Here is a 22631-nt window from a genome sequence, read left to right as displayed (position 1 = left end):
GGTGACGGATCGAGGCAACGGGTGACCCCGGTGACACCGTATGACACGCTCCCGCACAGCTTGCAGATGTCTCGCCGCCGGGCGTGCCTCGTGGGCTGCAGCCGTGCCGACCGTTAGCCTTGCTCGGTGAGTTCGCCCGCCGCGCAAGACGATTCGGTCGACCCGTCCATGCAGACCGGTCGGGACCCTCTTGTGCGCGATGCGGTGGCCGCATGGCAGCGCCATCTGGTGGATCTCGGCGGCCGCAACACGTTGCTGTGGTTCCGCGATCTCCCGCACGCGACGCTCGACCTGACCCGCGCCCATCCGGCGGGTATGGCGCAGCTGTTGTCGGCCGGTTCCGCGCCGCTCCAACTGCTGCTGCGCGAGCCGGAGGCACTCGCCGATGCCGAACGCCGCGCTCGGGTCATCCGGTCCCGGACACAAGCGTTGGAGGAGGAGCGCGGCATCTCCTCGTGTTACCTCGCCACCGGGATGGCGACGTGGGAGCACCCAGGTGCCCCGCGTCGGCCGGCTGCTCCCATCCTGCTGCGCCGGCTGGATATCACCGGGTCGTCGAAGGATCCCCAGGAACTCGTCCTGCGCGTCGCGCCGGAGATCGAATTCAACTCGGTCTTCGCGAAGTACGTCGAGGTCGAGCACGGCATCGATCTCGACCAGGCCGCGATCGACGACTTCCTCGGGGGCAGGACGAGCGCGGACGTCAACACCGTGCTGGCGCGCGTGCAGGAAGCGTGCTCCGGCATACCGGGTTTCCGGATCGACCGGCGCTACGTCGTCGGCACGTTCAGCTACACCAAGCTCCCGATGGTTCGGGACCTCGCCGACCAGCTGGACACGCTGTCGGCGCATCCGGTGATCGCCGCACTCGGCGGCGACAACGGCGCGCGTGCCGAGGTGGGTGCCGATGCGCAGCCACTTGTCGACCGTGATCCACAGGCGGAGTGCCTCGTGCTCGACGCCGACGCCTCCCAGCAGGACGTCGTCGAAGCTGCCCGCGCCGGCGCCCATCTGGTGGTGGAAGGCCCTCCCGGCACCGGCAAGAGCCAGACGATCGCCAACCTCATCGCGGCGATCGCGGCCGACGGGCGACGAGTGCTCTTCGTCGCGGAGAAGCGTGCGGCCATCGACGCCGTCGTCAAACGGCTCGATCGGGTGGGCTTGCGCGACATGGTGCTCGACGCCCACGACCGCCGCGGCGGACACGGCGAGCGGCTGACCGGCCTGGTGTCGATGATGGACCGGATCGTCGCCGCCGATCCCGCGCCGCGTCAGGACCGATCGGAGCTGGTCACCCTGCGTGACGCCCTGGCGGCGCACCGGGCCGCGATGCACGAGCGCCGCGACCCGTGGGGAGTCAGCGTCGACGAGGCCCAGGCCGCGGTGGCGGCCTTCCACGCGACCAAGCCGACACCGCGCTCCCGCGCCGGCATCGACCCCGCCGACCTGGACGGGATCTCGGCGACCCGCCGGGACGAATTGCGCGATCAGCTGATCGAGGTGGCCGAGCTCGGTGCGTGGCGCACGGACGACCAGCCGGACCCCTGGTATGGCGCCCGCGTCGTCGGCGTGCAGCAAGCAGCCCGCACCGAGGAGCTGGTGGCGCGGCTCGCCGGCGGCAGGTTGCAGGAGCACCGCGACGCGATCAACGCGCTCGCCGACAAAGTGGGTCTGCCCGAGCCGCGCACCATGCTCGAGTCGGAGCAGCAGCTGGAGCTGATGACCGAGGCGCACCGGACCCTGGAGACGTTCCGTCCGGAGGTCTTCGCCGCGCCACTGGACCAGTTGGCGTTCGCCACCGGCTCGAGCGACTACCGCAAGGCGCACCCGGCCGACCTCGGCGCACTCGACCGGCGACGGCTGCGCAAACAGGCCAGGACGCTGCTGCGGCCCGGGCAGCCGCCGTCGGACCTGCACGGCGTGCTGGTCCTCGCCGCGGGCCAGCAGGAGCGCTGGAAGAAGGCGGCCGGTAAGGGTTCCCGGCCCTCGGCACCGGTCGACCTGTCGCGCTACGTCACGGCCCATGAGCGGCTGCGGGAGGACCTGGAGTGGCTCGCCCAGCGGCTGGACGGCACCGCGGAGGGCAACGCGATGCTGGACGTCGACTTCGACACGCTGCAGGACCGGCTGCGCCGGCTCGCCGATGCCAAGGACCGGCTCGCGCTGGTGCCGTCGGTGATCGGCAGCCTGGACCAGCTGCGGGCCAACGGGCTCGGCGACCTCATCGACGACCTCGCGGCACGCCGGGTGCCGGCGTCGCGCGTCGGGAGCGAGTTCGAATTCGTCTGGTGGAGAGCGGTGCTCGGCCGGATCGCGGAGCTGGATCCGGCATACGGCGAGGCGAACGGCGCGCGGCTGCGGGAGCAGGTGGCGTCATACACCGAGGCCGATCGCGAGCACGTGCGCTCCGGGAGCGCGGCGGTGCTGGCGTCCTGGGCCGACCAAGTACGCCGCACGATGCGCGACCTGCCCGAGCAGGAGACCCTGCTGCGCGAGCAGGCGCAGGCCGAGCGGCCGCCGGGGCTGCGCGAGCTGTTGCCGCAGGCCCCGGAGCTGCTGACCGCGATCAAGCCCTGCTGGGTGATGAGTCCGTTGCTCGTCGCCTCGGTGCTGCCGCCCGGGGTGTGGTTCGACGTGGTGGTGTTCGACGAGGCGTCGCAGATCCCGCCGGCGGAGGCCATCTCGGCGATCTCCCGCGGCGGCCAGGTCGTCGTCTCCGGCGACCGGCGTCAGCTGCCGCCCACCAACTTCTTCCGCGGGGTCGACGACTCCGACGACCTCACGCCGGTGACCGCGGAGTCGATCCTGGACGCTCTCGCGCCACTACTCCCACGACGTGAGTTGACCTGGCACTACCGGGCTTTGGACGAGCGATTGATCGCCTTCGCCAATGCGCAGATGTATGGCGGGCGTCTGGTCACCTTCCCCGGCGTGGGGGACGACACCGTCGTGCGTCTCGACGTGGTCACCGGACTGCCGGTCTCCGGTGACGCCACCGAGGCGGAGGTCGACCGGGTGGTCCGCGTGGTGCTCGACCAGGCCCAGCAGCGGCCGGACGAGTCGATCGGCGTCATCGCCTTCGGGCAACGGCACGCGGACCGCATCGAGGCGGCGCTGCGGGAGGCGGTCGCCCAGCAGCCCAAGCTGGCCGGCCTGTTCGACGACACCGCCGCCGAGCCGTTCTTCGTCAAGAACCTGGAGCGGGTGCAGGGTGACGAGCGGGACGCCATCGTCCTGTCGGTGGGCCATGGCCGGGCGGCCGACGGGTCGGCGCCGCACCGGTTCGGTCCGATCAGTGCCGAAGGCGGCGAGCGCCGGCTCAATGTCGCGATCACCCGCGCTCGGCGCCGCATGGTGATGGTGTCCTCGTTCTCCGGGACCGAGCTCCACCCGGGCAAACTGCACTCGCGCGGCGGGCTGCTGCTGCGCGACTTCCTGCTGTATGCCGGGTCCGGTGGCGCCGCCCGGCGCGTCCAGCCCGACGACGACGAGGCCGGGTCGGCCGCTGTCGCTCCGCAGCCGACCGGCGTGGTGCGCGGGCCGGACGGTCGCCGTCGTCGCGCCGCCTCCGCCGGCAGCGTGCTGGACCGGCCGATGCTGCCGGCCGCTCCCGAGGCCGAGATCCCCGCCTTGGTGCAGGACCTCGCCCGCCGGTTGCGAGCCCAGGGCCTGGTCGTCCATCCCGGCTGGGGCACGTCGCGGCACCGGCTCGACCTCGCGGTCGAGGATCCGCGGCGGCCCGGCTCGCTGCTCGTCGCGATCGAGACCGACGGCCCGGTCTACGGCTCGATCCCGTCGACCCGCGACCGCGAGCGGCTGCGCGTCGACCAACTGCGCAGGCTCGGCTGGACCCACGAGCGGGTCTGGACCCGCGACCTCTTTCGCGATCCCGGCCGTGAGGTGGCCCGGCTGACCGCAGCTGTCCATGCCGCGTCGGCTGTTGCCGATGAGGACCGCCTGGAGAACGCCCGCAATCGTGGCGCGCTCAATCCCTGGCTCGCCGATGACTGACGGTCCGGACGCACCGGAGCCGCGGCAACCCCGCACCCGCAGGCACCGCCGGGCGAGCAGTCCGGCGACAACCGGTCACTCCGACGCGGGTCACTGGACGAAGGCGACCAAGCCCGGTGCGTCCCGCGGCTCGGACGCGGCCAGTGGAGAAGCCGGCGGCGAGACTGACCGGCCGGCCGAGCGCCGGGTCGCCGGCGCCGACGGCGGCCCGGAGTCGGCGCAGGACCGCTGGTGGCGCGAGCAGCGACCGCCGCACTGGGACTGAGTTCGGGGCCGTCCTTCGGCGGCCTTGCAGGCATCAGCACGCAGAAAAGGGGCGAGACCGAGCGGTCTCGCCCCTTCCAGGGGATCGTTGGGGGTGCGGTCAGGCGCGGCCGTTGCCCTGGCGCAGCTCCTGGAGGATCTCGGTCAGCACGTCGACCTCGGTCGCCTCGGCGGCCTCTTCCTTCATGTAGCGCGCGTGGAACGCCTCATAGGGCTTCACCACGCCGAAGTAGACGACCGCGGCGATGATGACGAAGGTGATGACGGCGGTGATGAAGAGACCGACGTGGATCCCGCCCGGGCGGTAGCCGCTGAAGTTCGGTGTCCCGCCGGCCTTGCCGATCAGATCGAGGATGATCGTCGTGAAGGCCGTCACAACGGTCGCGAAGGCCGTGCCGATGATGAAGGCAACCGCGATCTGGACCAGATTGCCCTGCATGAGGAACTTCTTGAAGCCTGCCATGAAAGGAATCTTTCTGACGATGGAAGGTGCTCGGTCGCCGGAACGATATCGGAGAACCCGCCGCTGACGAACGCGAAACACCGACGGATTTCGTTGCATTGTGGTAATGGCGATCCGCCGGGGCGGGCCATCAGACACCCGCCCGGAGTGCGAGCTGTATGCCGCCGCCCAGGCCTCCGGATCGCGCCGCGCCGGCGGACGCGACGGCGGCAGCCTCCGCCGGGGTGACCGCCACCAGCACGGCCGGCGGCTCGGCGGCGGGGGATCCACCAGTGAGGCCGGTGTGCTGCGCGGTGCCGGCTCCGCCGGTCACCGACACGACCGGCACATCGGCAGCGACCGCCGTGCCGTCGCCGGTGTCGATCAGATCGACGCGATCACCCGCGCGCAGCACGCGCGCGATCGCGCTGTCGGTGGCGGTGACGCCGACGATGACCCGGCCGGCGGGCACCGACGGCCACCCGCGCGCGGCGCGGACACGGGCAGCGGTGAACGGCTCGCCGGCGCTGATCGGGGCCGTCAGGATCGTGCCTGGCACTGCGCTAGCCGGCATGGCACCCGGCACCCGGTCCCCGGCGGACCATCGCACTTCGCGCACGTCCGCTCGGGTCAGTCGGCTGCCGGCCGGCAGGTCGTGCGCCGCGACGGCCACCGCGTGGGTCGGAGCCGGACCGGGGCGGACGGCACCGACCACCGCGAGGACGGCGAAGCCGCACAACAGGCCCGCGAGCACCCGCCGTCCCCGCGACCGGCGCCACCGCGCCTCGCGGCCGTCGCCCTGCCAGGAATCGGGCAGCAACCGTCGGAGACCACGGTCCGGTGCCGGCGCGCGAGCGGTGCGTCGGCGGCTCATGACGGCAGGGTGACGGGCAGCTCCTGGCCGTCGAGCACGCGCCGGCAGGGGCAGGTCGCGGCGTCGTCGGCTTCCGCATCCGGCAGTCGCGAGATCGCTTCGCGCAGAGCGACCTTGAGCTTCTCGATGTTGGCCGCGAAGACCCGCATCACCTCGTCGTGGGTGACCGACTCACCGCCCTCGACGCCGGCGTCGTTGTCGGTGATCAGGCACGCCGTGGAGAAGCACATCGCCAGCTCCCGGGCGATCGACGCCTCCGGCATGCCCGTCATGCCGACGACCGACCAGCCCGCCGCCTGGTGCCACTGCGACTCGGCACGGGAGGAGAAGCGCGGCCCGCCGATCACGACCAGGGTGCCGCCGTCGACAGTGCGGTCGAACTGCCCGCTCGCGGCTTCGAGCAGCGCCGAACGTCCCCGCGGGCAGTAGGGATCGGCGAACGACACGTGCACCACCGGACCGACCTCGTCATAGACCGTGCCGGCCCGGCCGGTGGTGCGGTCGACGACCTGATCAGGCACGAGCAGCGTGCCCGGGGCGTGCTCGGCGCGCAGCGAGCCGACGGCGCAGGGCGCGAGGACCTGCCGGACGCCGACCGATCGGAGCGCCCAGAGGTTGGCCCGGTAGTTGACCAGGTGCGGCGGGTAACGGTGTCCCTGCCCGTGCCGGGCGAGGAACGCGACGCGGCGGCCGTCGACATCACCGATGACGACGTCATCGCTGGGCTGTCCGAACGGCGTGTCGACACTGATCCGTTCGGGCGAGTCGAAGAAGGAGTAGAACCCGGAGCCGCCGATGACGCCGATGTCCGCTCGCTGCGCTGAAGTCATGCAGCCGAGGTTAGCCAGCGGCCGGTGATGGTCCGGACGCCGCTGCGGGCATCAGTGGACGACGCGGTCCACTGGGATGGGGATGTGGATCGAGCCCGCGCTCAGGCGGGGGTGCGTCAGGCGGCGGTGCCGCCGCTGCTCGAGGCGGTCGACGTCGAGCTCGACGCCGACGTGGCCTTGTCGCTGCTGGACGAGGTGGCCGAGGAGTCCTTGGCCGTCTCCTTGCTCGCGGACTCATTCGTCGACGAGCTCGAGGAAGTCGCCTTCTTGCCGGAGTCGCGGGAGTCGGTCTTGTAGAAGCCGGAACCCTTGAAGACGACTCCGACCGCGCCGAACTGCTTGCGCAACAGGCCACCGCACTCGGGGCACACGGTCAGGGCGTCATCGGAGAAGGACTGCTGGACATCGAAGGCGTGCCCGCAGTCCTTGCATGCATAGGCGTAGGTCGGCACGGCGCACAGTGTACGGCGTGATCGGTGAATGCTCGTAATCCACTGCTGCCCGCGTCATTGATCCGGGTCCGTGCGCCACGGTGTCGACCAGCCCGCCATCCGACCATCGCGCGAGACGGAACGCACCCGGCGGATCGCCTGCTCGCGCGACCGGGCGGTGGTCACGAGCAGCAACTGGTCGCCGTGTCGTATGACGGTCCGCGGCCCCGGCACGAAACCGCGGTCACCGCGCACGATCAGCGTGACGTTGGCACCTTCGGGCAGACGCAGCTCCTGGATCTCGACGCCGTTGAGCCGCGAGGTGCCGCCCACGTGCAACTGCAGTACGTCCGCGCGCAGTTCCTCCAGCGGAGTGGCCTCCACATCGAGGTCGATGACCTGGGCGGACTCGGCGAGGCCGAGCTTGCCGGCGATCCACGGCATCGGCAACGCCTGCACGAGGGTGAAGACCAGCACCAGGACGAAGACCAGGTCGAAGATCCATTCGGTGCGCGGGGTGCCGACGGTGAGCGGCACCGTCGCGAGCACGACGGGGACCGCGCCGCGCAGACCGGCCCATGACAGGAAGAGCTGCTCGCGCCAGGGGAAGCGGAACCAGCTCAGACTGGCGAAGACAGACAGCGGCCGCGCGATCAGCAGCAGGACGAGCCCCACGACGATGGCCGGCACGACCTGTGATCCGAGGCGGCTCGGCGACGCGAGCAGGCCGAGCAGCACGAAGAGCCCGATCTGGGCGAGCCAGCCGACCGCTTGGGCGAAACCGTGGACGGCCCGGTGGTGCGGCAGGTTGCTGTTGCCGAGCACGAGCGCGGCCAGGTAGACGGCGATGAAGCCGCTGGTGTGCGCGAGGCTGGCCGCGGCATACGCCAGCACGGTGACGGCGAGGATGCCGATGGAGAAAAGACCGGACGAACCAGGCGCCGCCCAGCGGGCGACCCGGGCGAAGAACCATCCGAGCACGAGCCCGATGACGGTTCCGCCGGCCAGTTCGAGCACCGCCTGGATGGCGATGAACCACCAGGGGTGTGCGGTCCGGCCGGGGGTGGCGGCGTCGGCGAGTGCCACGACCAGCAGCACGACGGGAGCGTCGTTGAAGCCCGACTCCGCCTCCAGCACGCCGGTCAGCCGGCGCGGCAGGGTGACCCGCTTGAGCACCGAGAACACGGCGGCGGCGTCCGTGGACGTGACGATGGCACCGAGCAGCAGCGCGATCGTCCACGACTTCCCGAGCAGCGGCACCACGAAGGCCGCGACGATGACGACGGACACGAGCACCCCGACCGTGGCCAGCAGCGCGGCCGGTGCGACCGACCGGCGGATGCCCGACCAGCGGGTGGAGATGCCGCCCTCGGCCAGGATGAGCGCGAGGGCGGAGTAACCGAGGACCTGGGTCAGCTCCGGGTTCTCGAAATGTATGCCGAGCCCGGCCTCGCCCATGACCAGCCCGATCCCGAGGTAGAGGACGAGCGTCGGCATGCCGGAGCGGTTGGCAAAGCGCACCGCCGCGATGGATACCAGCAGCACCAGGGATCCGATGAACAGAACGAATGCCAGGTCGTGAGTGGTGAAGCTCGACGCGGCGGAGGCGGCCACACGGGTCTCCTTCGCAGGATGGGATCGACCGGAGTTGGGGCCAGTATTTCAAACGCGCCGACCGACCGGAGTCACCCCGCAGGAGGGAGTCAGGACGGCATCGACCGCACGGTCGTGGGGCTCGGCGGGTACGTCGGACACCAGCTCGTCGTCGAAAAGCATTGTCAGGACTGGGCATTGCGCCTCGGCACGGTAAAGCGCACGGTCGTAGCTGCCGCCACCCTGCCCCAGCCGGAGGCCGGTATGGCGTGCGACCGCCAGTCCGGGACTGACGATCAGCTCAACCGCAGCGATCGCGTCCGGTCCGAGGTCGGCGCCCGTCGCGACGTCGCGCCAGGAGAGATCCTTGTCCGGCAACAGGATCGGCACCAGCAGCCGAACGCCCAAGGAACTCAAGGCATCTCGCACGGCGTCGGTCGGTGGCTCGGTCGGCAGCGCCTCGTAGATCGCGGCGGACCGGACCGGTCGCGCGCTCAACCAGTCGCGCAGCCCGCCGGCGAGGCGCTCGCCATACCGCTCCCATTCCTCGACCGAGGCGGTCGCCCGCCGCTCCCGGCGTGCCGCGCGCACGAGGCGTCGGGCCGCGACCTTGTCCGGCGGCAACGCGAGCGGGGACATGTGGCGAATTCTTCCCGGAACTGCCGGGTACGACAACGACGAGTGTCCTAACCTTGGGCACCATGACGAGTGAGGGGGCACCACGAGTGCACACGGCGGTCATTCCAGCGGCAGGTCTCGGCACCCGGTTCCTGCCGTCCACCAAGGCGATTCCCAAGGAAATGCTGCCGGTGGTGGACAAGCCGGCCATCCAGTACGTCGTGGAGGAGGCCGAGCGAGCCGGCATCCACGACATCCTGATGGTGACCGGACGCAACAAGGCCGCCCTCGAGGACCACTTCGACCGGCACTGGGAGCTGGAGCAGGCGCTCGAGCGCAAGGGCGACGAGCTCCGACTGCGTCGGGTGCGCAAGTCCGCCAACCTCGGCAACGTGCATTTCATCCGGCAGGGCGAACCGCTCGGTCTCGGGCACGCGGTGCTCTCGGCGCGCACCCACGTGGGCGACAACCCGTTCGCCGTGCTGTTGGGTGACGACCTCATCGACGAGCGGGATCAATTGCTGGAGCGCATGGTCCAGACCCAGGAGACGTACGGCGGCTGCGTCGTCGCCCTGATGGAGGTGCCGGAGGAGCAGATCCACCTCTACGGCTGCGCGGCCGTGTCGCCCGTCCCGGGCGGGGCCGACGACATCGTCCGGGTCAGCTCGCTGGTGGAGAAGCCGGCGATCGGAGAGGCGCCGAGCAATCTGGCGATCATCGGCCGCTACGTGCTGTCACCGCAGATCTTCGACGTGCTGGAGCGCACCGAACCCGGCCGGGGCGGCGAGATCCAGCTGACCGACGCGCTCCGCGAGATGACGCAGGACGGATCCGGTCCCGGGCGAGGCGTCACCGGAGTGGTCTTCCGGGGTCGTCGTTACGACACCGGCGACCGGCTCGACTATCTCAAGGCGATGGTGCGGCTGGCCGTGCGGCACCGCGACTTCGGCTCCGACTTCCGCGGTTGGCTGACCGACTGGATCGACTCCGACGAGGGACGTGGCCGGAACGCCGAGGTCAAGGAAGCCCCGGCGGAGCAGCTCGGGCACTGAGCCGCGGGACCGTGGGGTGATTACCCTGGCCAGGTGCTCACTTTCGATGAATACCAGCAGCACGTGGTCGCCTCGGTGCGCGCCCGGTCGGCCGAGAGCCGGCCGACGGCCGACGTTGCGGACCTCCTGGGGCTGGTGACCGCGGAGCCGGTGCGCAGCGCGGTGGCGCTGCCCGGCTTCACCAACTCCGCGATGGACGGGTATGCCGTGAGCGCCGCCGACCTGGACGGCGCGTCGGAGCAGGCACCGGTGACGCTGCCCGTCACGGGCGACGTGCCGGCCGGTGACACCCGAACGCTGGAGCTCACGCCGGGATCGTGCTGGCGGATCATGACCGGCGCACCGCTGCCGGCCGGCGCCGACGCGGTGGTGCAGGTCGAGCTGACCGACGGCGGAGTGGAGACGGCGCAGGTCCGCGCCGCGGTAGCGGTGGGCACCGCCGTCCGGCACCAGGGTGAGGACGTGCAGCCCGGCGATGAAGTCCTCGCGGCCGGAACGCTCTTGCAGCCACGACACGTGCCGGTGCTGCTCTCGGTCGGAGTCGAGCAGGTCTCGGTCATTCCCCGGCCGCGAGTGGCGGTGGTGAGCACCGGGGATGAGCTGGTGTCGCCAGGGGAGCAGGCCGGTCACGGCCAGGTGGTCGACTCCAACGGGCCGATGTTGGCCGCGCTGGCGGCGGAGTGCGGCTTCGAGGTGATCGGGGTCCGACGAGCGGGCGACACCGCAGACGCGGTCCGCGCGGTCCTGAAGGAGGTCGCCGGACAAGCTGACCTGATCGTCACCAGTGGCGGGGTCAGCGCAGGGGCGTTCGAGCCGATGAAGCTGGCCTTCGAGGGCAGCGGGGACTTCGAGTTCGTCCAGGTGGCCATGCAGCCGGGCAAACCACAAGGCTTCGGCAAGCTCGACGGCACACCGGTTTTCGCCCTTCCCGGCAACCCGGTCAGCTCCCTCGTGTCGTTCCTCATGTTCGTCGCTCCAGCAGCCCGGGTGCTCGCGGGCCGCGACCCCTCCGTGCCGACCGTGGAGGCAGCGGTGGCGCAGCGATGGACGTCACCGCCGGGTCGCCAGCAGTTCGCCCGCGTGGTCTTCGACGACGACGGCCGGCTCGTCCGTCCGATCGGTGGCCAGGGCTCCCACGTGCTCGGCGGTCTCGCCGGATCGCAGGCGCTGGCCATCGTCCCCGCGGACACCACTGAGGTGGCGGTGGGCGAGAAGCTGCGCGTCATACCGCTGGACGGTCAGGCATGACAATCGACAGAGGTGAGCACCCGATGACGGAGCCCGTGAAACTCACGCACGTCCGGGCGGACGGCACGGCACACATGGTGGACGTCAGCGCCAAGACGGTGACCGCGCGTGTCGCCGAAGCCCGCGGTCGTGTCCTGTTGTCCGCCAAGGCGATCGACGCCCTGCGTGGCGGCAACGTGCCCAAGGGCGATGCCCTCGCCGTCGCGCGCATCGCGGGCATCCAGGCCGCCAAGCGCACGCCCGACCTGGTGCCGCTCGCGCACCCGATCGCCGTGCACGGCGTCTCGGTCGACCTCACCGTGCAGGACGACGGGGTCGACATCGTCGCCGAGGTGCGCACCGCCGACCGGACCGGCATCGAGATGGAGGCGCTGACCTGCGTGGCGGTCGCGGCACTGGCGCTCATCGACATGGTGAAGGCGGTCGACAAGCACGGTCGGATCACCGACGTGCGAGTCACCGCGAAGGCCGGCGGCCGTTCGGGGGACTGGCGGGAGGAGTCCTGATGAGCACTGCCTGGGTGATCACCTGCTCCAATCGTGCGTCCGCCGGCGTCTATGACGACCGCTCCGGCAAACTGCTCGAGAACGCCCTGCAGGACTGGGGATTCGCCGTGACGCGCAAAGTCGTGCCGGACGGCCCACCGGTCGGGGAGGCGCTGCGTGAGGCGGTGCAGGCGGGTGCACGCGTCGTGCTCACGACCGGCGGCACCGGCATCTCGCCCACCGATCGCACGCCGGAGGAGACGCTCGCGGTGCTGGACCGGGAGGTGCCGGGCATTCCCGAAGCGCTGCGGGCCGAGGGGCTGCGGGGCGGCATACCGACCGCGTGCCTGTCCCGCGGCATCGCCGGCGTGGCAGGCAGTGCCCTGATCGTCAACCTGCCGGGGTCGACCGGTGGGGTGAAGGACGCACTCAGCTTGCTCGAAACCGTGCTGCCACATGCCGTTTCACAGCTCGACGGGGGAGACCATTAGCTCACGGTGGTGGCCGGCCGCGGTCGCCGGCGAATGGGGTGGCTCGCGAATCCTGCTGCGCGGACTGCGGGCTCACGCCGACAAGAAGGAGTTCCTGGCGCTGCGCGCGGCCAACGCGGCGTGGACTCGACCCTGGGACTCGACCGCACCGGCCGCGGGCCGTGCCGTCTCGATGAGCTACTCCCAGATGGTCCGCTTCCAGGACCGGGAGGCCAAGGAGGGCCGGCTGCTGCCGTTTGCCATCGAGCGGGACGGCGAACTCGTCGGGCAGATGCACTTGTTCGGGATTTCGCGAGGAGCGCTGCTGTCGGCGTCGGCCGGCTACTGGATCGCCGAGCGGTATGCCGGCCGGTCGATCACGCCATTCGCGCTCGCCATGCTGATCGACCATGCGTTCGGCGACGTCGGCCTGCACCGCGTGGAGGTCAACATCCGGCCGGACAACGATGCCAGCCTGCGGGTGATGGAGAAGCTCGGTCTGCGGGAGGAGGGGGTGCGCAAGCGCTACCTGCACATCAACGGTGCCTGGCACGACCACCTGACCTTCGCCGTCACGACCGAGGAGCTGCCGAGCGAGACCATGGTGGAGCGGTTGCGTCGCCGGGTGTCCGGCTGACACGAAATCCGTTGTAACCGCTGTTGCACCTGTGAAAACGCTTGGCAGCCAACCCGCTTGGCGGCGGTATCGCTGATCGAGCACACTGCCGTCTTGCTGTGCAAGCAGCGACACACCGCGGACCTCCACGGCTCGCAACGGTTTTGGCTCTAACGTCTTGTTCCGTGCAGCAGCCGAGCAGCCTGATCTTCCTGGCCATCATCCTCATCTGGGCTGCCTATCTGTTGCAGCACTGGATCCGGCGTCGCGAGGCCTTGGCCACCGCGCGCTCGGTCGACCAGTTCAGCGATGCCATGCGGGTGCTCGAACGCCGCGAGCGCCGCGTCGAGATCGACGGCATCGTCGAGCAGACCTCCGAAGCACCGCACGCCAGCCGACCCTCGGCAGCGCAGGCCCGCACGAGCGCGCCGCGTCCGTCACTGCGAGCAGGGACCGTCATGACCGGAGAACCTCAGCCCACCGTCACCGGACCGTCGAGCCACGAGCGCATCGCCGCCGACACTCCCACCACCGAGGACCGCACGGAGAGCGCCTGGCGGCGCTTCACACGGATCGCCGCCACCGCGGGTTCGCCCAAGCTGCGGGCCATCGCACTCATCGCGAGTGTGTCCGTGCTGTTGATCACCGTTGTCTGCGCGCCGTTCGGCGCGTTGCCGTGGTGGTCCCCGATCCTGATGCTCGCCGTCTCCGGCGGCGCCCTCTACTGGTGCCGCATCTCGGCGATGGCCGCCGCTGTCGCCCACCGGCCGGCCGGCGCTCGCGCTCCCAAGCCGGCCATGCGCACCCGGCGGACAGCTCCGTCGCAGGCCGCCCCGGTCGCCGGTCGCAAGGGTGCAGCAAAGCTGCCGAAGCGCAAGACCGAGGCGCACGTGCCGGTGGCGAAGGCGACGATGCCGGCTCCCGTTGCTGCGGCTCCCGCGCCGCAGCCGGTTGTCGAGCAGGTCTTCGACGTGTCCGCCTCGATCCCTGACTCCATGCCTGTGGCGACGGATGTCCCGGCGCCGGCCAAGACTGTCGCCGAGGGTGCCTGGCGCCCCGTGGCGGTGCCACCTCCGACATACACGATGAAGGAGCGCGCCCCCGAGCGGCCGCAGCAGGCCCCCGCGCCGACCACGGGCGCCACGTCCTACGAACACGTCCCGAACGAGGACCTGCCCTTCGACGGGCTCGCGCTCGACCAGGACCTCGACGACCTGCCGTCGGTCTTCCGCGCGGGCTGACCCGCTCCGAGCGCGGCGACCCCGCCACGGCGGGCGCCCGGATTTAACCCGGCGCCCTCTGGGTGTTAAAGTTGCTCTCGCTTCCCGGGGCATTGGCGCAGTTGGTAGCGCGTCTCGTTCGCAATGAGAAGGTCAGGGGTTCGAATCCCCTATGCTCCACCAATTCGACGTAGGGCCGGACACTCAGCTGTCCGGCCCTACCTCGTTTTCCCTGACCGTGCGTGGTGGCCGCCTTCGACGATGTGCTGCCGTCAGGGAGCCGATGCCGGTGACGCAGGAGCTCAGGCGGGCGATCCCGGGGCTGCAGCGGGGCGGTGAGCGAACGACGGGGCAGGATCCTTGTTTGAGGTTCGTCGGAGATCAGCGGGGTACGTTCCCGACACAGCGTCGCGCCGGCCATGCCATTTCGAGGAAAGGACACACCTTGCTCGCCCTCATCCTGTTTTTGATCCTGATCTGCGTCGTGCTGGGAATCTTCGGTGCCGTGGTGCACGGGCTGCTGTGGCTATTGATCGTCGCCGTGGTGTTGTTCCTGGCGACGCTGGTGTTCAGCGGCACGCGGTTGCGCAAACGAACCCACCGGTGACCGCCCGTCACCACAATCCGCAGCGGTACTACCCCTTGTGAGGAGTTGTGATGTTCGAAGCAGACGACATTCGTGACTGGCGCGGCCAGGACGTGGTGGATCAGGACGGATCGAAGATCGGCGTCCTGGAGGCGGTGTATTACGACACCGCCAGTCAGGACCCGACGTTCGCGTCGGTGCAGATCGGGATGGTCGGCCGGCATCGGCTCACCTTCGTCCCGCTCGAGGGTGCCAGAGTGGCTCCGAAGCAGGTGCGGGTGATGGTCGACAAGAAGCTCGCCAAGGAGGCGCCGACCATCGATACCGATGGTGAACTCGATGCCGCCGAGGAACCCGCACTGTTCGAGCACTACAAGCTGCCCTATATTCCGGGCGCCAGCGGTGAACGTCGCCTGGGCCGTCGCTGACCTTCGCGTCACCGATCGGCGATTCGTGTCGTTGGAGGGGAGAGCCGGATGGGCGTGGCTGACCGGTTGGACGCGTTCCAGCAGCGCCACCGGACCGCCGGGTTCGCGCTCGGGGTGCTGTACAAGTACGTCGACGACAACGGTGGCTATCTGGCGGCGTTGATCGCCTATTACGCGTTCGTGTCGTTGTTCCCGCTGCTGCTGTTGCTGTCGACGGTGCTGGGATACGTGCTGGCAGGCGACCCGCACGTGCAGCAGCAGGTGCTGCACTCGGCCCTCTCACAGTTCCCGGTCGTGGGGGGCCAGCTCGGTGAGCCCAAGAAGATCGGCGGCGGTCTGACCGGCCTGATCGTCGGGGTGCTCGGGTCGCTGTACGGCGGGCTCGGCGTAGCCCAAGCGTTGCAGTATGCGATGAACACCGCCTGGAGGGTGCCGCGCAACAGCCGGCCCAACCCGTTCAAGTCCCGCGGCCGCAGTCTGCTGCTGCTGGCCACCGGCGGTGTCGCGGTGCTGGCCACCACCGTGTTGTCCACCCTAGGCGCCGGCGGGACCTCCTTCGGGCCGGCGCTCAAAGTACTGGTCCTGGCTGCCTCGGTGGTGGTCAACGCCGCGGTGTTGGTGTTCGTCTTCCGCATCTCCACCGCCCGCGACCTAAGCCTGGCCGATATCGCGCCGGGCGCGATCGCCGCCGCGATCGCTTGGCAATTGCTCCAGTCGTTCGGGGTCGTCTACGTCGCCCATGTCATCAAGGGCGCCTCGGCCACCAACGGGGTGTTCGCGCTCGTGCTGGGCATGCTCGCCTTCTTGTACCTGACCGCCACCGTGGTGGTGATGTGCGTCGAGATCAACGTCGTGCGGGTGGACCATCTGCACCCACGGGCGCTGCTGACCCCGTTCACCGACGATGTCGACCTGACCACCGGTGACCGCCGTTCCTACACCGGCCAGGCAGAAGCACAACGATCCAAAGGCTTCGAAGACGTCGACGTCACGTTCAACCCGTCCGAACGATCCGAGGACTGACCGACGCCGTTTCGCGATCAGCTCCACCGGAACGACGTGGGGCCGGACACTTCGGTGTCCGGCCCCACATCGTTTCCCAACCGCCTACTGGGTGAGCGCGTTCAGCCAGGTGGTGCCGTTCGGGGATCCGACGCCGGTGACGTCGTCATACCCGGGACGCACGTGGATGGTCAGCGGGTTGTCGTCGTCGAACCACCGCGCCGAGTAGACGTAGCCGCCACTCGCGTCGACCCCGTTGACGTAGTCCACGCGGACGTCGCCGGGGTAGGCCGCCAGGTCGTTCTTGGTGATGTCGTATGCCGTTGACCGCGCGGCATACAGCGCGGGGTTGGCCAAGCCGTAGGGTCCGTGCTGCTGCACCGCGAGCGCGAACATGCCCGCGAACAGCGGCGAGGAGAGACTCGTGCCCCCGATGCGGTACTCGGAGTATGCACTGTGCCCGTCGGGGAACAGCTGCGTCTGCCCGATCAGCATGCCGGTGTTGGGGTCGCCGAGGGCGGAGACATCGGGCACGGTCCGCATCGGGGCGCCGCCGTAGACCTCGCTGATCGAGTTCGGTACGACGCCCTTCTGGTAGGCCGGCTGGGCGAACAGCCGTGAGGTGCCACCACCCGAGCCGTAGAGGTAGGCACCGGGCATCGGCGGGTTCCAGGCGCCGTTCTGCAGGGTGCTCTTGCCGGTCTCCCAGCCGAGTTCGAACAGGCGCGTGTTGTCCGCGGTCACGCCCATCGAGGTGCCGCCGACGGCGGTGACGTAGGGGCTGGATGCCGGCCAGTCGGGTGTCGGTGTCGCCCCGGCGACGCCGCCGGTCTCGTCGCCGTTGTCACCCGAGCTGAAGAAGAGGCTGATGCCCTCCGCTGCGGCCTGGATCTGGGTGTCCAGTTGCGGCTTGATGTAGCCCTTCGGCAGCGCCTCACCGCCATACCCGTAGGAGTTGGACACGATGTCAGCCAGGTGGTTGTCGACGACCTTGTTCATGATCGCGTCGAGGTCCCGGTAGTTGTTCGGGGCGCCGATGTAGACCAGGTTCGCGCCCGGAGCCATGGTGTGCACGGCTTCGAGGTCGAGCGCTTCCTCACCGGCCCAGCCCTGCGGGTCTTGTTGCTTGTTGACCGCGCGGTTGTAGGTGCCCGGCGGAACGACTTCCGTGAGGTTGGGCTTGGGTAGCCCGTGCAGCGAGGAGTAGGTGTCGAGGTCCTGCTTCATCGTCGGCGACGCGTAGGCGTCGATCACGCCGACCGTCACGCCGGCGCCGTTGTTGCCAGCTTTGATCGTGCCGGCCAGGCCGTACGCGCCCTGCAGTTGGGCACCTGCATAGCCGCACGGCGCGAATGCCGAAGGGACGTCCGGCAATTTAGTGCCGTCAGGAGTCGCGGTGTTCTGGACCGTCTTTTCCCCCCAGTATGCCGAGCACGGTTGCGCGTTCTTGAACACCGGCGGCGCGGGTACGACGTCGGCCCGCGCCAGCGTGGCCGAGTCGTCCAGCCCGATGACCGCCTCGACCGTCCCGACGGACGCCGGCACGCTGAGCGGTGTGGTGTTGGCGCGCAGCACCCGGCCCTGGAAGGAGTACTCGGCAAAGCTCGTGCCGAACATCGTTGCGGCGTTCGAGACGGTGGTGGTTGCCTCGACATACTTGTTGTTCGCCGGCACCGAGCCCACCTGTGCACCCTGCGATTTCAGCCACGACTTGACCGCGGCCACTTGTCCGGCGGTGGGTGAGAACTTGGCGCGGTACTGCGCAGGCGTGAGGAACTTGCCGTAGAGGGCGTTCCCCGGTGTGGACACTGCCATCGCATAGCCGGACGCGTCCGCCTTGTTCGGCAGGTAGATGCGGAACGTGACCTTGTCGGCCCCGTGGGCGGAGCCGATCTTGTGGGCCGAAGTCGCCCACGGCGCCTGCGATCCGCTGAGCGTATGGCGACCGGTTGCCGGCGCGGCTTGTGCGCTGACGGCTCCGATGCCTGCGAGCGCGGTGGCGCCGGCGATGGCCATGAGCGTGCGAAGGGTTCGAGTTCGTGACACGAGGACTCCAATGGTGCGGTCGGAAAAGCGGCTCTCCCCGAGTCGGAGTCGCGGTCGCCGTGGCGGACGACCGAGATCATTCTGCGCCGAATTCCGCTCGTGCTGGAAGAAATGCGCCGATTTTTCCGCGGTGACTTTCCGCGCCGGTGGTCGGCATGTCCGACACCGGTCCCCGGGATGTACGAGCGCTTGCTCGTGCCATCGGGTGATCTCGCAAGTGGCGGACGCACTCCAGTTCCCCATGCGCGACCGTGACGCCCTCGGTGGGCGCACCTCAGAAGAGCACGACGTCGGCGCGGATGCCGGGCAGTTCGTCGCGGCCGGACAGCGCGCGGGCAAAGTCAATGGCGTCGTAGGACGGGACGCCGTCGCCGTCAGCGCGGTTCGCCGATCCTGCCGGGCCGGTGAGCACCACATCGCCGTGTCCTGTCGCCCGCTGCCAGGCACGTGCCGCGTCCGCGGCGATCAGGGCGTCGTGGTCCGCGGTGAGCCGCAGCGGGGCGCCGGTCGCCCGGCAGATGTCGATGCGATGCATCCAGGCATCCCGTGTGTAGACGGTGTCGTTGAGGAAGCCGAGAGTCGCCCAGCCGACAGGCGGCGGAAAGCGAAAGCGCAGTGCGCGCACCGGAGCCGGCATTCGGGTGCGGCCACGCACGCCGCGTCGGCCGGCGTCGACGAGCGCCTGGCGCAGCTGTGCCGGGCTCAGTCCGGACCGCTCGCGGATCTGGAGGTCGTTGACAGCGTCGATCTGCAGCCGGTCACCCTTCTCCTTGCGCCCGAGTCGCTGCTGACGCAACTGCTCCCGGATCCGCGCGCCGGCCTCAGCCGCACCGATGAGGTGCGCGACGATGTCGCGGACGGTCCAATCGTCGCAATCCGTCGGTGCGGTCCACTGGTCGTCGGTCAGCGAGCCGAGCACCTCGTCGAGGCGGCGATATTCCTCCGCGGCGAGGATCATCCACTGGTGGTGGCCGTGCACGGTGAGCGTGTTGTTCTGAGTGGTCATCGATGTGCTCCTGTCAGCCGAACGTGGGCGAGAAACATGTCTGTGGCATCGGCCGCCAGGCGGGTCCACCGGCTGCCACCAGGGTCGTTGGCGAGCTGCTGGGCGGCCATGCCGGTCATCAGGGCAGTCCACAGGTCGAGGTGCCGCTGCTCGTGGATTCCGATCGGCGCGAAGCGAACCCGCATGCGGGCGTAGGCGTCCACGGCCGGTGCGTAGGAATCCGCCGATGGTTCGAAGCCGGGCAGGGTCCGTTGGAAGAGCAGCTGATAGCGCACCGGGTCGTCCACGCAGAAGCGCAGGTAGGTCCGCGCCGCCGCACGCAGTAGGCGCACCGGGTCGCGGTGGGACGGAACGGCCTGCACCGCCGCGTAGAACGCCTCAGCGGCCGAGCGAAACATGGCGTCATACATGTCCGTCTTGGCCGTGAAATAGGAGTAGAGACTCGGCGCGCGGATGCCGACCGCTGCCGCGACCTGGCGCAGCGTGAATCCCGACAGGCCGTGCTCGCTCGCGAGTGTCCAGCACGCCTGCAGAATCTCCTGGCGTGCCGAGTCCCGCCGTGCCTCACGTCCCAGTGGCATACGCCGAACCTCCTGTCTCAAGACCGCGGTTGGAGCGCGCCCTCGCTTCTGACTCTGCCTAACAATGTTAGGCAACGCAAACGACGATAGGCAAGGGTTTGGGCAGATCGCTGCGCATGTGTTGGCTGTGGACCGGTCGGTTGCTCGTCGTCGCCGGGGAGACACTTGGCGTCGCGACGGCGCTCGCAGAACCGGGCGGCGCCCTCGAAGGGGACTGGCTGACCGCTGTTTGTCCTCATCACGTATCGATCGTGCGGGAGATGTCGGGGGATAACGCGGAGCTGCCCACGTCTCGGCTATGCGATGGAAAGCCGAATTTCTCAGCTAGTTTGGGGCAAAGATGTAGTCCTTTGCCCTTGTGCAAGCCATCGAACAAGAGTATGATGAAGCACGAACGCAAACCAGCAACACGAGCGCGGACAGGATGGTCCTGCGTTTGGTGGTTTGCCCGATCCGGTGGACCTGTCGGCGTATGCCGTGCCCGATGGTGCGGGAGTGTTGGCGGGCGTGCCGGCCGGAGCTGGCAGTGGGATGCGGCCGGGCACCGGGGCGGCAGCGCGGAAACTGCTGCACGGGGCGGTGGACCCGATCCGAGACGTGGGGGACGCGTGCGGTCAGTTGTCCGATGCGGACCTGGCCGACGCTGCGGAGATGTTGTTGCGGGTCCGCGAGGGTGCGGAGCGGTCGCTGGTGTTGGCCCTGGCGGACGCCATCCAGCGTGGGGTGGTGCAAGCCTCGGACAGTGGCGGCGCGCGGCAGTGGCTGACCGACCGAGCCGGGTTTCTGGAGCCGGCCGAGGCCAGCCGGTTGACGGTGGCGGCGGAGGCGCTCAATCGGCCGGAGAACGCGCGGTTACGGGCGGGGTTCGTGGCCGGCGGGTTGAGCGCGGCGATGCTGGTGACGGTGCTGGGCGAGGTGCCCCAGGCGATGGTGGCGCTGCCGGACGCCCAACGCGAGCAGGTGATCGGTTATTACCTGCAGCTGATACAACCGGGCAGCACCCGCGCCCAGTTACGAGGATTGACCAAACGCATCATCGCCGAATTCGGCGACGATCAGCAGCCGGACGCCGAGGAGAAGGCCCAACGGGCCGAGTCCGTGTCGTGGCGGGAGTTGCCCAGCGGGTTGGTGGAGCTGCTCGCGATCTTGTCGCCGGGACACGCCGCGCAACTGAGCGAGGCGATCACCGCGCTGTCCGGGCCGCAACCCGGCACGGACTCGGGCACCGGCGCGACGGTGCGCGATGAGCGGACCCCGGGCAAACGGCGCGCGGACGCACTGATGGAGCTGGTCGGGGCGGCGGCCCGGTGCGCGGACCGGGACGCGATGCGCTCCACGGCCAAGGTGATCGTCACGATGGGCCTGGACGGTCTGCTGCGTCGGCTCGGCCGGCAGGGGTTCGCGGTCACGGCGACCGGGCAGGTGCTGGACGCGACCACCGCCCGTCACCTGGCCTGTGCCGGGGACATCATCCCGGTGATCCTGGGCAGCAATGGTCAGCCGGTGGATGTCGGTGGTGAGGTGCGGTTGTTCACCGGGGCGGTGCGCACCGCGATCATCGTGCGGGACAAGCACTGCACGTTCCCCGGCTGTGACCGGCCGCCGGGCTGGTGCGAGGCGCACCACATCATCCCGTGGTGGGCCGGCGGCCCCACCATTGCAAGCAACGGCACCCTGTTGTGCAAACGCCACCACAGCGTGGTCCACGCCAAGGGCTACCTCGCGACCATCACCCCCGACGGCATGGTGGTCTGGGACCTGACCCCGGACCGGATGACCAACCTGCCACCCCGGAACCGCAACGCCGCCTGACCGTTAGAGCGTGGTCTGGTCGCGCTTCGCGCGTCGGTGCGACGATGCACTCATGGCGCACCTGACATCTGGCCCGGCATACCTCGACTACCGCGGACGCGACGACGTCCGCAGCGGGGGAGCGCGGCTGATCCCGATCACCACACCGTCCGGCACCTTCCGGGTGTGGACCAAGCGGGTCGGCAACAATCCCGATCTCAAGTTGCTGCTGCTGCACGGCGGTCCCGGCTGCACGCACGAATACTTCGAGGCCTGCGACAGCTTCCTGCCCGTGGCCGGGGTCGAGTATTACTACTACGACCAGCTCGGCTCGACACGCAGTGACCATCCCGATGACGAATCGCTGTGGGAGCTGGACCGATTCGTCGACGAGGTGGAGCAGGTGCGCACAGCGCTCGGTCTGGACGCGAGCAACTTCGTGCTTCTCGGCCACTCCTGGGGCGGCATCCTGGCCACCGAATACGCGCTCCGGCACCAGCAGCACCTCCGCGGGCTGGTGATCTCCAACATGATGTCGAGCGTCCCGGCATACAACGCGTATGCCGAGCGAGTGCTCATGCCCGACATGGATCAGGAGAAGCTGGCGCGCATCAAGCAACTGGAGGCCGACGGTGACGTCGACAATCCGCTCTACGAGGAGCTGCTGCTGGAGCAGCACTACGTCCACCACGTGCTGCGGATGCCCGCGACCGAGTGGCCGGAGCCGGCACAGCGCGCGATGGCGCACATCAATCCCGTCATCTACCGCAAGATGCAAGGCCCGAGCGAGCTCGGCATCTCCAGCGACGCGACGCTCGCTCAGTGGGACCGGACCGACGAGCTGAGCGCGATCACGGTGCCAACGCTGGTGATCGGGGCGCGGCACGACACCATGGACCCCGACTTCATGCGGATGATGTCGCAGCGACTACCGAACGGGCGGCACCTGCACTGCCCGTCCGGCAGCCACCTGGCGATGTATGACGACCAGGACGTCTACTTCTCCGGTTTGATCGACTTCCTCACGGATCTGTGAC

22 protein-coding genes and 1 tRNA gene are annotated in these 22631 nt (G+C 69.5%); 14 read left to right on the top strand and 9 right to left on the bottom strand.

Annotated features, from left to right (window positions below; translation table 11 throughout):
• The first annotated feature begins 126 nt into the window (after window positions 1-126).
• Both ACN8HC_RS09725 and ACN8HC_RS09720 read left to right on the top strand, forming a co-directional pair.
• The gene (locus ACN8HC_RS09725; protein WP_490074630.1) at window positions 127-4011 is read left to right on the top strand and encodes an AAA domain-containing protein; all 3885 of its coding nucleotides are present in this window, start codon (window positions 127-129) and stop codon (window positions 4009-4011) included.
• Complete coding sequence (locus ACN8HC_RS09720) at window positions 4004-4276, top strand: hypothetical protein (RefSeq protein WP_490074629.1); 273 nt, start codon at window positions 4004-4006, stop codon at window positions 4274-4276. Before ACN8HC_RS09725 ends, ACN8HC_RS09720 begins: the two co-directional genes overlap by 8 nt.
• A 99-nt stretch (window positions 4277-4375) precedes the next feature.
• On the opposite strand, the gene ACN8HC_RS09715 is transcribed toward ACN8HC_RS09720, so the two are convergent.
• The 6 genes from ACN8HC_RS09715 to ACN8HC_RS09690 all read right to left on the bottom strand — a co-directional run bounded on the left by ACN8HC_RS09715 (window position 4376) and on the right by ACN8HC_RS09690 (window position 9084).
• Window positions 4376-4738 (bottom strand): MscL family protein, encoded by a 363-nt coding sequence (locus tag ACN8HC_RS09715; protein WP_490074628.1) that lies wholly within the window; start codon window positions 4736-4738, stop codon window positions 4376-4378.
• A 130-nt stretch (window positions 4739-4868) separates the two neighbouring features.
• The gene (locus tag ACN8HC_RS09710) at window positions 4869-5591 is read right to left on the bottom strand and encodes an SAF domain-containing protein (RefSeq protein ID WP_490074627.1); all 723 of its coding nucleotides are present in this window, start codon (window positions 5589-5591) and stop codon (window positions 4869-4871) included.
• A complete protein-coding gene (locus ACN8HC_RS09705) occupies window positions 5588-6421 on the bottom strand; it encodes an S-methyl-5'-thioadenosine phosphorylase (protein ID WP_490074626.1) in 834 nt (277 codons plus the stop codon). The genes ACN8HC_RS09710 and ACN8HC_RS09705 overlap by 4 nt, the downstream gene beginning before the upstream one ends.
• A gap of 116 nt (window positions 6422-6537) precedes the next feature.
• Complete coding sequence (locus ACN8HC_RS09700; protein ID WP_490074625.1) at window positions 6538-6873, bottom strand: FmdB family zinc ribbon protein; 336 nt, start codon at window positions 6871-6873, stop codon at window positions 6538-6540.
• A 54-nt stretch (window positions 6874-6927) separates the two neighbouring features.
• Entirely contained in the window at window positions 6928-8466 is a 1539-nt protein-coding gene (locus tag ACN8HC_RS09695) for a potassium/proton antiporter (RefSeq protein ID WP_490074624.1), read from the bottom strand.
• 48 nt (window positions 8467-8514) lie between these two features.
• Window positions 8515-9084, bottom strand: a complete 570-nt coding sequence (locus tag ACN8HC_RS09690; protein WP_490074623.1) for a 5-formyltetrahydrofolate cyclo-ligase — start codon at window positions 9082-9084, stop codon at window positions 8515-8517.
• Window positions 9085-9146: 62 nt separating this feature from the next.
• Between ACN8HC_RS09690 and galU the strand changes: the two genes are divergently transcribed.
• The 10 genes from galU (at window position 9147) to ACN8HC_RS09640 (ending at window position 16191) form a co-directional block, all read left to right on the top strand.
• Window positions 9147-10115, top strand: a complete 969-nt coding sequence (gene galU, locus ACN8HC_RS09685) for a UTP--glucose-1-phosphate uridylyltransferase GalU (RefSeq protein ID WP_490074622.1) — start codon at window positions 9147-9149, stop codon at window positions 10113-10115.
• A 33-nt stretch (window positions 10116-10148) separates the two neighbouring features.
• A complete protein-coding gene (locus ACN8HC_RS09680; protein WP_490074621.1) occupies window positions 10149-11363 on the top strand; it encodes a molybdopterin molybdotransferase MoeA in 1215 nt (404 codons plus the stop codon).
• A 23-nt stretch (window positions 11364-11386) separates the two neighbouring features.
• The gene (gene moaC / locus ACN8HC_RS09675; protein ID WP_490074620.1) at window positions 11387-11869 is read left to right on the top strand and encodes a cyclic pyranopterin monophosphate synthase MoaC; all 483 of its coding nucleotides are present in this window, start codon (window positions 11387-11389) and stop codon (window positions 11867-11869) included.
• Window positions 11869-12339: a MogA/MoaB family molybdenum cofactor biosynthesis protein gene (locus ACN8HC_RS09670; RefSeq protein ID WP_490074619.1), complete on the top strand. Its 471-nt coding sequence runs from the start codon at window positions 11869-11871 to the stop codon at window positions 12337-12339. Before moaC ends, ACN8HC_RS09670 begins: the two co-directional genes overlap by 1 nt.
• Window positions 12305-12955, top strand: a complete 651-nt coding sequence (locus ACN8HC_RS09665; protein ID WP_490074618.1) for a GNAT family N-acetyltransferase — start codon at window positions 12305-12307, stop codon at window positions 12953-12955. The genes ACN8HC_RS09670 and ACN8HC_RS09665 overlap by 35 nt, the downstream gene beginning before the upstream one ends.
• Window positions 12956-13119: 164 nt before the next feature.
• Window positions 13120-14175: a hypothetical protein gene (locus tag ACN8HC_RS09660; RefSeq protein ID WP_490074617.1), complete on the top strand. Its 1056-nt coding sequence runs from the start codon at window positions 13120-13122 to the stop codon at window positions 14173-14175.
• A gap of 86 nt (window positions 14176-14261) precedes the next feature.
• A tRNA-Ala gene (locus ACN8HC_RS09655) sits at window positions 14262-14337 on the top strand.
• A gap of 106 nt (window positions 14338-14443) precedes the next feature.
• The gene (locus tag ACN8HC_RS09650) at window positions 14444-14761 is read left to right on the top strand and encodes a hypothetical protein (RefSeq protein ID WP_490074616.1); all 318 of its coding nucleotides are present in this window, start codon (window positions 14444-14446) and stop codon (window positions 14759-14761) included.
• 50 nt (window positions 14762-14811) lie between these two features.
• Entirely contained in the window at window positions 14812-15168 is a 357-nt protein-coding gene (locus ACN8HC_RS09645; RefSeq protein WP_490074615.1) for a PRC-barrel domain-containing protein, read from the top strand.
• Window positions 15169-15216: 48 nt separating this feature from the next.
• Entirely contained in the window at window positions 15217-16191 is a 975-nt protein-coding gene (locus tag ACN8HC_RS09640) for a YihY/virulence factor BrkB family protein (protein WP_490074614.1), read from the top strand.
• Window positions 16192-16275: 84 nt separating this feature from the next.
• Here ACN8HC_RS09640 and ACN8HC_RS09635 read toward each other — a convergent pair whose 3' ends face one another.
• The 3 genes from ACN8HC_RS09635 to ACN8HC_RS09625 form a co-directional block, all read right to left on the bottom strand.
• Window positions 16276-18216, bottom strand: a complete 1941-nt coding sequence (locus ACN8HC_RS09635) for a S53 family peptidase (RefSeq protein ID WP_490074613.1) — start codon at window positions 18214-18216, stop codon at window positions 16276-16278.
• Between the two features lie 274 nt (window positions 18217-18490).
• Complete coding sequence (locus tag ACN8HC_RS09630) at window positions 18491-19222, bottom strand: maleylpyruvate isomerase family mycothiol-dependent enzyme (protein ID WP_490074612.1); 732 nt, start codon at window positions 19220-19222, stop codon at window positions 18491-18493.
• Window positions 19219-19803 carry a TetR/AcrR family transcriptional regulator gene (locus tag ACN8HC_RS09625; protein WP_490074611.1) on the bottom strand — a complete coding sequence of 195 codons (585 nt, stop codon included), beginning with the start codon at window positions 19801-19803 and terminating at the stop codon, window positions 19219-19221. Before ACN8HC_RS09625 ends, ACN8HC_RS09630 begins: the two co-directional genes overlap by 4 nt.
• A 444-nt stretch (window positions 19804-20247) precedes the next feature.
• On the opposite strand from ACN8HC_RS09625, the gene ACN8HC_RS09620 reads away from it, so the two are divergent.
• Window positions 20248-21615 (top strand): HNH endonuclease signature motif containing protein, encoded by a 1368-nt coding sequence (locus ACN8HC_RS09620; RefSeq protein ID WP_490074610.1) that lies wholly within the window; start codon window positions 20248-20250, stop codon window positions 21613-21615.
• A gap of 52 nt (window positions 21616-21667) precedes the next feature.
• Window positions 21668-22630 (top strand): proline iminopeptidase-family hydrolase, encoded by a 963-nt coding sequence (locus ACN8HC_RS09615; protein WP_490074609.1) that lies wholly within the window; start codon window positions 21668-21670, stop codon window positions 22628-22630.
• Window position 22631: the final 1 nt, after the last annotated feature.

The organism is Flexivirga sp. YIM B11880, assembly GCF_058148645.1.
Note: the sequence above shows the minus strand (reverse complement) of the source record. Positions and strands in the feature narration are given on the sequence as shown.